Below are 13,553 nucleotides of genomic sequence, written 5' to 3'. Positions count from 1 at the left end.
AGTTATGAAAGCAAAATTTATGAAAAAAATATTTCTTTTAAGTATTTTAGCACTGGGACTTGGAATTTCAGGACAAGCTCATGCTGACTACAGCGATATGTTTAAAAATGAAATAATGCAGGAACTTTTAAATACAACTTCATCTTCACAAGGTAAATCTTACGGAAAATCATCACTTACTTTCACACAGGACGGAAGTACCGATGGACTGGAAACATTGGTTGCAACTTATCCAAAAAGCCAGCAAAAGGAAATAAGGGCATCATTAAAACAGCTGTATGATTCTTTTCCACAGGTAGCCCATTCTGTAGGAATACCGACAAATGATCTGTCTTCAGCAGTAGCGGCTGTAATAGCAGGAGCATACATGGCATATAACAATATAAGTCTTAATGATGACTATGTGAAACCTATGGCAGATCAGTTCAAGGCTCATCTTGAAAACAGCGGATTTTTTGACGGAATGAGCAACAGGGAGAAAAAAAGTATGTACGACCAGATGGTTATGGTTGGAATGACTTTAGCTGTGGGACAGTCCTTAAATCAGAGCAATCCTAATTCACAGACTACCGCTCAATTAAGGGATGCAGGAAAACAAATACTTGAAGCTATTTTAAAAGTGAATGCTGATAGAGTCCGTATAACAGCCCAAGGAATATCTTATTAATACGGAGGGGACTGAAATGAATTCAATTATTGTATTAGTGTATCTTTCAGTTGCTGTTATATTAATCGTTTTTGGTGTGAAACAAATAAAAAACAGAAAAAAACTTCGTAAAATTAATCAAAAACAGGAAGATGAGGTTAAAGAGAAAATAAAACTTGGAATTTTAGCAGCTGATACAGTTTACCGTAAAAAGACGGAAACAGGAAGAGTATTTTATGAAGTGCCGGAGAATTTGAAAAAAGCAGTTGTTTTAAATCTTATTTGCTTTGCCATAATGCTAATATTAATATTTTTGGGAATAAAACTTGGAATATTGCTTTTAATAGTCTGTGCTGTAATAAGTATGATATATGGATATAAATATTATTATTCAAAAGAAAAAACAGAAAATACACTTGAAATAATAAATGAAGATTTTTATTTAAATGGAAAATTATTGGATATTAAGGGCTATAACTGGGGAACTGAATTGTTTCCTATATTTGGAACTCAAATAATATACTCTAAATCCCATATTTATCTTCTTGACGGAAAAAAAGAAATCTGTTTTGTACCTGAAAGACAGTTAAAAAGATCTCAAATAGATATAATAATAGAAGATGACAGAATTTCTAAAATTATAGATGATATTATTGATGTAATCCGGAAACGACAGATTCCAAAAGTAAAATTTAGGCTTTTTAAAATGAAAAAAATGCAGAGCATACTTCTCTTTTACTTTTTATATCAATTGTGATACTTGTTTCTTTATATAAAAGCAAAGCATATATGTATTTATTTTAGTAAAATAATGGTAGCATATATGGTGTATAACAATATTATCTTTGTAAAAACAGGTACTGAAAACAATTTTAAAAGTGGATGCTGACAGAATTCATATAACATTGCAAGGAATATCTTATTAATTCAGGGAGTTTAAAATGCTATATAGTTTAGTTTTTGCATTAATATATTTTGCAGTTTTGAGTATAATAATTATTTTTGATATGAAAAATAGAAAAATCAAAAAAAATTTACGTAAGATTATTCAAAGGCATGAAGATGAAGCTAAAGAGAAAATAAAACTTGGAATTTTAGCAGCTGATACAGTTTACCGTGAAAGAACAGAAACAGGAACGGTATTTTATGAAGTTCCTAAAAATTTGAAAAAATCAGTTGTTTTGAATATTATCTGCTTTACCATAATAGAAATATTAATGTTTTCCGGGATAAAAATTGGAATACTGCTTTTACTTAGCTGTGCTGTAATAAGTATAACATACGGGAACAAATATTATTATCCAAAAGAAAAAACAAAAGATACGCTTGAGATAATAAATGAAGATTTTTATTTAAATGGAAAATTACTGGATATTAAAGGCTATAACTGGGGTACTGAGTTATTTCCTCTATTTGGCACTCGAATAATCAGATCTAAATCTCACATCTATCTTCTTGATGGAAAAAAAGAAATCTGTTTTGTGCCTGAGAAAAACTTAAAAGGAGGCTCTTCGCAAATAGATATAATAATAGAAAATAGCAGAATCTCAGAAATTGTGGACAACATGATAGACATAATTCAGAAAAAGCAGATTCCAAAAGTAAAATTTAGGCTTTTTAAAATGAAGATAATGCAGAGTATGCTTCTTTTTATATCTTTTATGCCAATTATGACATTCGTTTTACTATATGGAAGTAAAGCACATATACATTTATTTTAATAGGATAAGAAAATAGCTGATGGAATTTTGAATAGTTAAATACAGACAGAGGTGAAAAAATGAAAAATAAAAAAATAAATCTAGCTATGATGGCAGGAATGATTTTAATGAGTATGGGATGTGAAGCAAAGGGGAAAGTTTCCCAAAGTGGCATTTCAGGAAAATATAATGTGGAAACACTTACTACAAAAGGGCAGATTGTAAAGGTGGCAGGTCAGGAATGTTTTGAAAATTCATATTTTGAAATAAAAGGAAATATTGCTTATATAAGTCTTAACAATGTAGTTAACGGGAACTGTATAACAAAGGCAGGAACTTATGATATGCAAAGTAAGGGCAACGGAAAATACATTCTTGTAGGAAATGGCAAGGAATCAGATGAAATTATTGTAAAAAATGGAAAAGTGCAGTATAATCAGGATACAGGAATTTCAATGACATTTTCCAAAGATGTGGCATCTACTCCAGAAAATATAAAAAAATAGTTTACTTTTTGATTAAAAAGCTAAAAAATATAGCATTTTTAGTGCAATCAGGAAAATTTATTATTAGAAAAATCAGGAGGAATCATGAAAAGATTTATATCATTTATTTTACTGGCAATTATGTTTATAACAAGCTGCGAAATTAGCCAAAGTGCTGAAGAGAATGATGATAAAAAGGCTGTAATAGCGGCTTTTGAAGATTATATCAATGCAGCAAAAAATGAAGATACAAAAAAAGTTAATGAATATCATTTAATATGGAGGAATGTCTGGCGTACTTCACAGGAAAGCTATAAATATCTTACATATAAAATAAATAAAATTGAACTAACGAAGCAGAAAAATGGAAACGGAAGGGACATAAAACTGGCTTATGTAAATGTGTCACTAAAATATCCCGATTTAAACTATATAATGTCTAAATTTTATAAAAATAAAGATTTTAATTCGTTAGTTAAAGGAAAAAGCAGCCTAACACAGATGGAAATAATAGAACAGGAAATATCTTCCTTTTTAAAAAGTGAATTAAAGAAGAATGACATAAAATATATCGAAAAAGAGATGACTGTAAAATTTGAATATAATATTCCAATCGGAAGATGGGTAATTCCCAAAGACTGCAATAAGGAATTTATAAATATTCTTTCACTTGATAATTATAAAATAAAGGGGATGGATAAAACAATAGGGGAAATAGCAAGAAGTCCTATAACAACAAAGGAAGAAAAAGAGCTTTTAATTAGTGAAAAAGAGGAAAAAATAAAAAATAAAACAGCAAAAATTGATGATTATAAAATGCTTCTAATACTTTACTCACCGGTAAAAAATCCTGATAACATCAATTTTAAAAGAATATCGCAAAAATTAATAGAAAATCTCCCTGATTATCCGGAAGGATACCGTATTATGACAGATTTTATTTATCATAATTATCCTGATAATTATTCAGAAATATTAAATTATGCACAAAAAGGAATTGAAGCATATAAAAATGTCGATACAAAAAAATATCCGGAATTTATTTATGAAAACAGCAAAAATCATCCGATGAATGAATTATTTGCAATTATGATAGATGTTTATCTCAAAAAGGGAGAAAAAGAAAAAGCACTGGATGTGTTCAATAAAAATAAGAAAATCATAAAATACTGGATGCCTCCTGCAAATTATGCACAGCTTGTAAAAAGGCTGGGTATACAATGGTAGAATTTATAAATTTTCACAAATAACTAAAAATTACAGTAATGGGAGCTGATTTATTATGAAAAAAATTATTTTTGCATTTTTAATATTAGCAAGTGCCTACAGTTTTGCAGCACAAAAGACGTTAAGAAATGTTGAAAAATGCCGTGTAACTTCAAGAGGTATGACAAAAGATGGCAAAAGATTCGCAAACTGTGTGAGCCTTCAGTCAGGAAAAACATTTAATTTTACAGGACTTGTTGACCAGACTTATTACAAATTTTCCAAAGGAACAGTATTTAAAGTGTATTTTTATGGAAATGGAAATAGAAATTTAACTTTGGAAACTTTTGACTATATTGGTAATTAATTTACTAAAAATAATATTTTTTAAATATTTTAAATAAAAAAATTTAAAATGTCATATAAGAAGTAAAATAACAAAACATAATTGAGAAATTTTTGAAAAAATATTATTACTGTACCTCCAATCTTGAAAATTAAATTGGAGGTATATTTTTTATTTTCTTCAAGTCTTTTCATACCCCAATCTTTTCGACATTTACGTAAACGTCTTGACAAACTTTAAAATAAATTATATAATATGGCAACATAGTAAAACAACTTTAAAATTGGATATAACTTATAACTAAATTGCTTAAATTACAAGTTTATTTATTATAACAATAATCCAATTTTGAAGTGGTTAAACCATTAAATTTATTATAAAAAACAAAATTTATTTGAAAGGAAATAATCAAAACAGTGAGTTATAATTTTACAGATTTTTTAAAGAAAAAAAATGAAAAAAATTTAAATGAAATGACAAATCAAGAAATTTATTACAAATTACTGGAATATGTTAAAGAAAGAGCAGATGAAAAAACACCTAATAAATCTAAAAAGAAAATATACTACATTTCTGCAGAGTTCTTAATTGGAAAATTGTTGTCAAATAATTTGATTAATTTGGGGATTTATAAGGAAGTAAGGGAAGAATTGAAGGCTGCAGGAAAAAACTTGAGCCACATTGAAGAAATAGAAGTGGAACCTTCATTAGGAAACGGTGGACTTGGAAGACTTGCTTCATGCTTTGTTGATTCAATGTCAACTTTAGGAATCAATGGAGAAGGAGTTGGACTTAACTATCACTGCGGACTGTTTAAGCAGGTTTTCAAGAACAATGAGCAAAAAGCTGAAGCAAACTACTGGATAGAAGACCAAAGTTGGCTAAGAGATACAAATATTGGATATGAAGTTAAATTCAAAAACTTCAGTTTACATTCAAAATTAAAAAGAATTGATATTTTAGGATATGAAAAAGATACAAAAAATTATTTGAATTTGTTTGATATTGAAAGCATTGACTACAATTTGATAGAAAATGGAATATCGTTCGATGAAGAAAATATTGAAAAAAATCTAACATTATTCCTATATCCTGACGACAGTACAAAAAAAGGAGAATTGTTACGTATTTATCAGCAATATTTCATGGTATCAAATGCAGCAAGATTGATTATTGCTGAAGCAACTGAAAAAGGAAGCAACATTCACGATTTAGCAGACTACGCATTTGTTCAAATTAACGATACACACCCAAGTATTGTAATCCCTGAATTAATTCGTATTATGACGGAAGAGCATAATATTTCTTTTGAAGAAGCAACAGAAATTGTAACAAAAATGACAGGATACACAAATCACACAATTTTGGCAGAAGCATTGGAAAAATGGCCTTTAGACTATCTGGAAGAAGTTGTGCCAAATATTGTTGAAATTATAAAAAAATTGGATAAAGTTATAAAAGCTAAATATTCAGATGAAAAAGTACAAATTATTGATGGACAAAATAGAGTTCATATGGCAAATATGGATATTCATTTTTCTTCAAGTGTAAACGGAGTTGCTTATCTGCATACTGAAATCTTGAAAAATAGTGAACTTAAAGAATTTTATGAAATTTATCCAAACAAATTTAATAATAAGACAAATGGTATTACATTCAGAAGATGGCTTGAAAGCTGTAACGAAGACTTGGCAGACTACTTGAAAGAATTAATTGGTACAGGATACTTAACAGATGCTGAAAATCTAAAAGAACTTTTAAAATATGTTGATGATAAAAATGTTTATGAAAAATTATCACAAATTAAACACGAAAATAAAATTAAATTGAAAAAATACTTACAACATACACAAGGAATCGTTATTGATGAAAACAGTATCATTGATACTCAAATTAAGAGATTCCACGAATATAAACGTCAACAAATGAATGCTTTGTATGTAATTAAAAAATATTTAGACATTAAAAATGGAAAATTACCAGAAAGAAAGATAACAGTATTATTTGGTGGAAAAGCTGCACCAGCCTACATCATTGCTCAAGACATAATCCACTTAATACTTTGTCTATCAGAAATAATAAACAACGACCCAGAAGTAAACAAATACTTAAATGTTTACCTAGTTGAAAACTACAATGTAGGGTTGGCTGAAAAAATTATTCCAGCAACAGATATTTCTGAGCAAATCTCGCTTGCTTCAAAAGAAGCCAGTGGAACTGGAAATATGAAATTTATGCTAAATGGAGCATTGACTCTTGGAACAATGGATGGAGCGAATGTGGAAATTCATGATCTTGTAGGCGATGAAAATATTTACATTTTTGGAAAAAATAGTGATTATATAATTAAATTATATGAAACATCAGGTTATGTTTCAAAAGATTACTACAAGCAAGATGGAATAAAAGAAGTAGTTGATTTCATAACTTCAGACAAATTATTAAAAGTAGGAAATAAAGAAAGATTAGAAAGACTTCAAAACGAATTAATAAACAAAGACTGGTTCATGACATTAATTGACTTTGAAGATTACTACAACACAAAAGAAAAAATGTTTAAAGACTATGAAAACAAAGACTTGTGGTACAAAAAAGTAATAAACAACATAGCAAAAGCAGGATTCTTCTCATCAGATAGAACAATCGCACAATATGAAAATGAAATTTGGAAAACTAAAGGAACTAAATAAATTTTATAAAACAGGGATTAATTCTTAACTCCCTGTTTTTTTTAATTCTATTTAAATAACGAATTCATTACAAACTTTTCTAATAAAGGATAACAACCTAGTATTTTTATTTAATTCTAAGATATAATTTTCATCTTTTAAATAGAGCCTAGTATCTAGTAAAACTAATTTAAAACGGAACTCAAAAATTATGACTATTTTACTCAAACCCTAAATTATATAATTTCTATCAGTTCAATTTTAAATGGGTTCGAGTATAAAATAAAAAAGGTAAAAAGTTGAATAATTATGAATTAGTTATTGAACAATCTCATTAAAAAATTTACTCCTATTTTTTAAAGGAGATTAGTATTAGATATAAAAAAATATTCTAATCAGCTACGACTAGAATATTTTTATATTTATTCTTTTTTTTTAATTTTCAAATTTACTAAAAAACCTTTTTATCTTATCTTTAAATGAATGTGCTTTTTTGTAATTTTTCTTATTGTCAAGCGAGCCATCAAATTCACGTAAGATTTCTTTTTGTTTGTCAGTAAGATTTGTTGGTGTTTCCACTTTTATTTCTACAATTTCATCTCCTCTATTTTCACTTCGGCCATATTTAATTCCTTCATTTCTCAATCTGAATGTTTTTCCATTTTGAGTTCCTTCAGGAATTACTATTTTCTTCTTGCCACTAAGTGTAGGCACTTCCACTTCTCCGCCTAAAATAGCCGTTGTCATTTTCAAAGGTACTTCACAACGAATATCATATTCACTTATTCTTTCAAAAATATCATGCTTTGCAACAGTTATATACACATATAAATCTCCGAAGATTCCACCATTTGCTCCAGCATTTCCACCTTCTCTTACAACTAATCTTTGTCCTGTTTCTACTCCTGCTGGAAATCTTACTTTTCTTGTATGTGTTTCTCTTTCTAATCCTGTTCCATGACAAGTATGACATTCTTTTTCAGGAATTTTCCCTGTTCCGTGACATTTGTCGCATTCCTGTATTCCGCTTGTCATACCAAACAATGTTCTCTGTTGCACTCTTACGTGTCCTGAACCATTACATTTATCACATGTTTTCATATTGTGTCCTGGCTCAGCTCCACTTCCATGACAAGTTTTACATTGTCCATCTCTTTTATATTTTAATTCTTTTTCTGTACCAAAAGCCACTTCCTCAAGAGTTAATGTTAAGTTGTATCTTAAATCATCCCCTTGATGAACTCTTGGTCCTTGACTTCGACTTCTTCCACCAAAAAAACTTCCAAAAATATCTCCTAAATCCTCAAAATCAAATCCACCGGCACCTCCGCCAAAGCCTCCGAAGCCTTGTCCACCAAAGCCACCTGCTCCAGTTCCCCCATTTTCAAATGCAGCATGTCCATATTGATCATAAGCTGCCCTTTTTTGTGGGTCACTCAATATTTCATTTGCTTCCTGTACTTCCTTAAATTTGGCTTCAGCTTCAGGATTATCCTTATTTCTGTCAGGATGATATTTTTTTGCCATACTCCTATACGCTTTTTTTATATCCTGTTCCGAAGCGTTTTTAGGTACGCCAAGCACTTCATAATAATCTCTTTTTGCCATTTTCTATCTTTCATCCTTTCCACTTCTGCAAATTTTATTTAATCTTTCGTTATAATAATATCAATTTTCTCAAAACTTAAATGCTTCCAAGTAGACTTATTAGTCCAAATAACATAAGCATCTCATTATTTATATTTTCCATACCTCTAAAGTATATTAGAAGTCCTGGAGATCTATAAAGTATAAGCACTATCATTAATGTAATTAACAAATATAAAGCCCCTGTCACAGGTTCTTTTCCTTTTCCAACTTCTCTTATTTTATTAAAAATCGAGCTAATTGAAATAAATATGAAAACTCCGTATAAAAATGACTTAAAACTAATATTCAATGGTAGTACGTAAATTAGAATCAGTAACAAAGTTTCTACAATCGCATTTTCAAATCCAGCCTTTAGTGATTTATTAACAAAAAAACAAACTCCTAATACAATTAGAAAATATATAAATATGTATAAGTTTGAAAAGTTAAAATTATAATTATAAAATAACATTCCAAACGATACCGAACCTACAAAAATCGAAAATTTCTTCAAATTATTTTTTAGTATCTCTAGCATTTTCACTTCCTTCTATTATACAATTCCATAAAATATCTTCTAAATTGTCAGGAACTTATAATTTTTTAGTTTTATAACTGGTATCCAAAAAATTATAATCATCTAATAATTGGTTTCACAGCTAATTGAATATATTATAACCTAATTTGCCAATAAAACCAATATAAAATTTAAATTTTTGTCTATTTTTTACCTTCAATAATCAATTTTGCGAAAAATTCACTATCTTTTTCCAATTTCAAAATCCCTGTTTTTTCTTCCAGTTTCCCGCTTGCATTCTCAAAATCCGAAATTCCATACCAAGGCTCTATACACACATAAGGAGCTTTTGGCTTGCTCCAAAATGCAATATAAGGAAATCCTTTATAATCAACGCTAAGTTCCTTAGAATTTTTACTATTTTTTATCGTAACTTTCTCTGATTTCAAATCATCAAATACTATTGCATCATCATCAAACACAGTTTCAGTAATCTGCAATTTATTCTCATTATTCAAGCAATCAGCTTTTTCATCAAAAACTAACCCATTATCGGTAAGTTTATATTTCTGCGAAGTTTCATTTTTTTCAAATTCCAAATAATAATCACTCAATTTTATATCATCAGTTACATCAAGTGCAAATGCAGGATGTGTCCCAAGTGAAAAATACATATCAGAATCATTCTTATTCACAACATTATACCCAATTTCCAGAGTATTTTCGACAATTGTATAAGTTATAAACAGTTCAAACTCAAACGGATACTTCTCCAAAGTTTCCTTATTTGAAGAAAATCTAAACTTCAAAGAATTTTCAGTTTTCTCAACCAGTTCAAAATCCTCAGTCCGAGCAAACCCATGCCGTGTAGAAATTTTATACTCTTTTCCGTTGTAACTATAAGCCCCATTTTTTATACTTCCAACAAACGGAAACAACACAGGGGAACTGGCAGCCCAAAACTCAGGCTTTCTATCCCACATAAACTCTTCTCCGTCCACTTTGTAACTTTGTAATTCCGCTCCTCTGTCTGTAACTGAAATTTCAACATTCCCATATTTTAGAGTGTTTATTGTACTTTCCATCTTCGACACATCCTTTTTTAAAGATTTTTATTTATTTTGATTTTATTATTGTACCAAATTTATTTTTTATTCAATTTCTACTTCAGAAAAAATAATGTCTACAACTTTTTCTAAAATGTCCTCTGGTAATTTTTCAATAATTTTATAACTTCTTGTAGTAATATCCAAAGACTTAAGGTGTTCACATAAGATTATACCCGTAGTAGCAGTCCGACTGTCTAATTTTATATGAAGCGGAAATTTATCTATTGAATTTGTAATCGGACAAACTAAAACTAAATTTGTTACCTTATTGAAAGTATCATTGCTTACTATAACCGCAGGACGATATCCAGCTTGTTCATGTCCTACCTGCGGATTAAAATTTATCTTTATTATATCCCCTTGTTTTACCATACCTCTTTACCTACTGGTTCTCCCCAATCTATTTCCTGTTTTTCATAATCCTCATTATAATTTGCAAATAATTCCTTTATTGTCTTTCTTTTTTCTTTTTTTATTTTTTTTAATTTAAGGCAATCATCTCCCTCTTCTATCAAAATAGTGTCATTTACCTTTAAATCAAGTATTTCCAATATTTTTTTAGGAAGTCTTATTCCTTGACTGTTTCCCCATTTTTGTATTTTTAAAACCTCTGCCATAATAATCTCTCTTTCTATTAAGTATATACATAGTATATACTTTTTTTATGAAAAAATCAATTATTTTTTATAAAAGAAGGAGAACTAATTCCCCTTCTCAATCCTATTTTTCACTTTAAATTTCTATTTCTTAATTAATCCACAACTTCTGCATCTTCCACATCATTAGCACCAGAGTTGTTATTTTCTCCAGCTGTTTCTCCGCCTTGTGCTTGTTGTGCTTGAGCTGCTTCTTGGTACATTCTTGTTGCGAAACCTTGAGAAACTTTTGATAATTCTTCAATTGATTTTCTGATTGCTTCTACATCGTCGCCATCTTTTACTTTTTTCAATTCTTCGATTGCTTTTTCGATGTCTTCTTTTTCAGTTCCTTGAAGTTTATCTTCATTTTCTTTTATAGTTTTTTCTGTTGCGATTACTAATTGGTCAGCTTGATTTCTTGCTTCTACTAATTCTTGGAATTTCTTATCTTCAGCTTCGTGTGCTTCGGCATCTTTTTTCATTTTTTCGATGTCGTCTTTAGATAAGTTAGAACTTCCAGAAATTGTTACTGTGTTTTCTTTTCCAGTTCCTAAGTCTTTTGCAGAAACGTGTACAATTCCGTTTGCATCAATGTCGAATGTTACTTCGATTTGAGGTACTCCTCTTGGTGCAGGTGGAATATCATTTAAGTTAAATTCTCCTAATTTATGGTTATCAGCCGCTCTTGCTCTTTCCCCTTGCAATACAACTATTGATACTGCTGGCTGATTATCTGCCGCTGTTGAGAATACTTGTGATTTTTTAACAGGAACTGTAGTATTTCTTTCGATAATTTTAGTAAATACTCCTCCCATTGTTTCAATTCCTAATGATAATGGAGTTACGTCTAATAATAATAAGTCTTTAACGTCTCCCATCAATACTCCACCTTGAATTGCCGCTCCTGCTGCAACTACTTCATCAGGGTTGATTGATTTGTTAGGTTCTTTTCCTAAGAAAGATTTTACCCATTCTTGAACCGCTGGAATTCTTGTAGAACCTCCAACTAACAATACTTCATCAATATCGCTAGGACTTAAATCAGCATCTTCCAATGCTTGTTTTACTGGTCCTTTAGTTGCTTCAACCAAGTCTTTTGTCAATTCATCAAATGCCGCACGAGTCAATTTTTTCTCCAAATGTTTAGGTCCTGTTGCATCCATTGTAATAAATGGTAATGAAATTTGTGTTTCTAGTGTAGTTGACAATTTTTTCTTAGCATCTTCTGCCGCATCTTTCAATCTTTGAATTGCCATTTTATCATTTCTCAAGTCAATTCCAGTTTCTTTTTTAAATTCATCAGCTAACCAGTCAATAATTTTTTGGTCAAAATTATCTCCACCTAAGTGGTTATTTCCAGAAGTTGAAATAACTTCCACAACTCCATCCCCAATTTCAAGCACAGATACGTCAAATGTACCTCCACCTAAGTCAAATACTAATACTTTTTCTTCTTTTTTCTTATCTAATCCATAAGACAATGCAGCCGCTGTTGGCTCATTTATAATTCTTTGAACTTTAAGTCCTGCAATTTCTCCAGCATCTTTTGTTGCTTGTCTTTGTGCATCTGTAAAGTATGCAGGCACTGTAATTACAGCTTCTGTTACTTCTTCACCTAAGTAAGCTTCAGCATCTTTTTTCAATTTTTTAAGAATCATTGCTGAAATTTCTTGTGGTGTATAGCTTTTTCCATTAATATCAACTTTATAGTCGCTTCCCATGTGAGTTTTAATCGAAATTACAGTTGAATCAGGATTTGTAATAGCCTGTCTTTTTGCAATTTCTCCTACAATAATTTCTCCATTATCCTTGATATTTACTACTGACGGAGTAGTTCTTCCACCATCAGAATTTGGTATTATAGCAAAGTTTCCACCTTCCATAACTGCCACGCAGCTGTTTGTTGTCCCTAAATCTATTCCTATTATTTTACTCATATCTATCATTCTCCTTTATTATCAATTTTTTATAAATTTAATTTATTTATTTTTTATTTCAATTTTTATTGTTTCTTATTTACAGTAACCATCGCAGGTCTTACAACTTTTCCTTTCATTTTGTACCCTTTTTGGAAAACTTGCACAACCACGTTGTCATCTAGTTCCTCTTTGTTTTCAGTAATCATTGCTTTATGTTCGTAAGGATCGTACTCTTTTCCAGCCGCTTCAATTTCTTCTACGCCTTCTTCTGTCAATAGATTTTTTAGATTATTCAAAATCATATTAACTCCTTCGATTAATGAATCAAAGTTTTGACTTTCCTTCGATGCATCAACCGCTCTTTCCAGATTATCTATATTGTCAAGCAATTTTACGATAATTCCTTCAGAAGCGTATTTTCTCATTTCAGCAACTTCATTTTCTTTTCTTTTTGTGAAGTTTTGAAATTCAGCTAACTTTCTTGTATATGAATTTTTCCATTCTTCAAGTTCAGCTTCTAATTTCTTTACTTTATCATCACAATTATCAGAAGTTTCTTCTGCACTTTTTTCAGCTTCTTGATTTTCTACATTTTTATTTTGCTCTTCAACCGCCTCATTCTGTACAGCTTCACCTTCCAAATTTTCCTTTTCCAAATCTTTTTCCGCCATTTAAAAAACCCACTCTCC

14 protein-coding genes are annotated in these 13,553 nt (G+C 29.9%); 7 read left to right on the top strand and 7 right to left on the bottom strand.

Going from position 1 to position 13,553, the window contains the following annotated elements:
- The first annotated feature begins 4 nt into the window (after positions 1–4).
- The 7 genes from FVE75_RS01770 to glgP all read left to right on the top strand — a co-directional run bounded on the left by FVE75_RS01770 (position 5) and on the right by glgP (position 7,073).
- Positions 5–667: a DUF6683 family protein gene (locus tag FVE75_RS01770; RefSeq protein WP_147004916.1), complete on the top strand. Its 663-nt coding sequence runs from the start codon at positions 5–7 to the stop codon at positions 665–667.
- Positions 668–683: 16 nt separating this feature from the next.
- A complete protein-coding gene (locus FVE75_RS01765) occupies positions 684–1,403 on the top strand; it encodes a hypothetical protein (protein WP_232052584.1) in 720 nt (239 codons plus the stop codon).
- Between the two features lie 184 nt (positions 1,404–1,587).
- A complete protein-coding gene (locus tag FVE75_RS01760; protein ID WP_147004915.1) occupies positions 1,588–2,367 on the top strand; it encodes a hypothetical protein in 780 nt (259 codons plus the stop codon).
- A 59-nt stretch (positions 2,368–2,426) separates the two neighbouring features.
- Complete coding sequence (locus FVE75_RS01755) at positions 2,427–2,852, top strand: hypothetical protein (protein WP_053393222.1); 426 nt, start codon at positions 2,427–2,429, stop codon at positions 2,850–2,852.
- An 84-nt stretch (positions 2,853–2,936) separates the two neighbouring features.
- A complete protein-coding gene (locus FVE75_RS01750) occupies positions 2,937–4,058 on the top strand; it encodes a hypothetical protein (RefSeq protein ID WP_147004914.1) in 1,122 nt (373 codons plus the stop codon).
- A gap of 55 nt (positions 4,059–4,113) precedes the next feature.
- The gene (locus FVE75_RS01745; protein WP_147004913.1) at positions 4,114–4,404 is read left to right on the top strand and encodes a ubiquinol-cytochrome C reductase; all 291 of its coding nucleotides are present in this window, start codon (positions 4,114–4,116) and stop codon (positions 4,402–4,404) included.
- A 395-nt stretch (positions 4,405–4,799) separates the two neighbouring features.
- Complete coding sequence (gene glgP / locus FVE75_RS01740; RefSeq protein WP_147004912.1) at positions 4,800–7,073, top strand: glycogen/starch/alpha-glucan family phosphorylase; 2,274 nt, start codon at positions 4,800–4,802, stop codon at positions 7,071–7,073.
- 414 nt (positions 7,074–7,487) lie between these two features.
- On the opposite strand, the gene dnaJ is transcribed toward glgP, so the two are convergent.
- The 7 genes from dnaJ to grpE all read right to left on the bottom strand — a co-directional run bounded on the left by dnaJ (position 7,488) and on the right by grpE (position 13,535).
- A complete protein-coding gene (gene dnaJ / locus FVE75_RS01735) occupies positions 7,488–8,660 on the bottom strand; it encodes a molecular chaperone DnaJ (RefSeq protein ID WP_147004911.1) in 1,173 nt (390 codons plus the stop codon).
- Between the two features lie 76 nt (positions 8,661–8,736).
- Complete coding sequence (locus FVE75_RS01730; RefSeq protein ID WP_147004910.1) at positions 8,737–9,219, bottom strand: phosphatidate cytidylyltransferase; 483 nt, start codon at positions 9,217–9,219, stop codon at positions 8,737–8,739.
- A gap of 182 nt (positions 9,220–9,401) precedes the next feature.
- A complete protein-coding gene (locus FVE75_RS01725) occupies positions 9,402–10,283 on the bottom strand; it encodes an aldose 1-epimerase family protein (RefSeq protein ID WP_147004909.1) in 882 nt (293 codons plus the stop codon).
- A gap of 66 nt (positions 10,284–10,349) precedes the next feature.
- Positions 10,350–10,679 (bottom strand): type II toxin-antitoxin system PemK/MazF family toxin, encoded by a 330-nt coding sequence (locus tag FVE75_RS01720; RefSeq protein ID WP_147004908.1) that lies wholly within the window; start codon positions 10,677–10,679, stop codon positions 10,350–10,352.
- Positions 10,673–10,924, bottom strand: coding sequence for an AbrB/MazE/SpoVT family DNA-binding domain-containing protein (locus FVE75_RS01715; protein ID WP_021769887.1), 252 nt, complete (start codon positions 10,922–10,924; stop codon positions 10,673–10,675). The genes FVE75_RS01720 and FVE75_RS01715 overlap by 7 nt, the downstream gene beginning before the upstream one ends.
- Positions 10,925–11,058: 134 nt before the next feature.
- Positions 11,059–12,882: a molecular chaperone DnaK gene (dnaK, locus tag FVE75_RS01710; RefSeq protein WP_147004907.1), complete on the bottom strand. Its 1,824-nt coding sequence runs from the start codon at positions 12,880–12,882 to the stop codon at positions 11,059–11,061.
- 65 nt (positions 12,883–12,947) lie between these two features.
- On the bottom strand, positions 12,948–13,535 hold the full coding sequence (gene grpE / locus FVE75_RS01705) for a nucleotide exchange factor GrpE (RefSeq protein ID WP_147004906.1): 588 nt from the start codon (positions 13,533–13,535) through the stop codon (positions 12,948–12,950).
- Positions 13,536–13,553: the final 18 nt, after the last annotated feature.

It is taken from the genome of Leptotrichia hongkongensis (assembly GCF_007990635.1).
Classification (GTDB): Bacteria; Fusobacteriota; Fusobacteriia; order Fusobacteriales; family Leptotrichiaceae; genus Leptotrichia; species Leptotrichia hongkongensis.
This window is presented reverse-complemented; position numbering and strand designations above follow the sequence as displayed.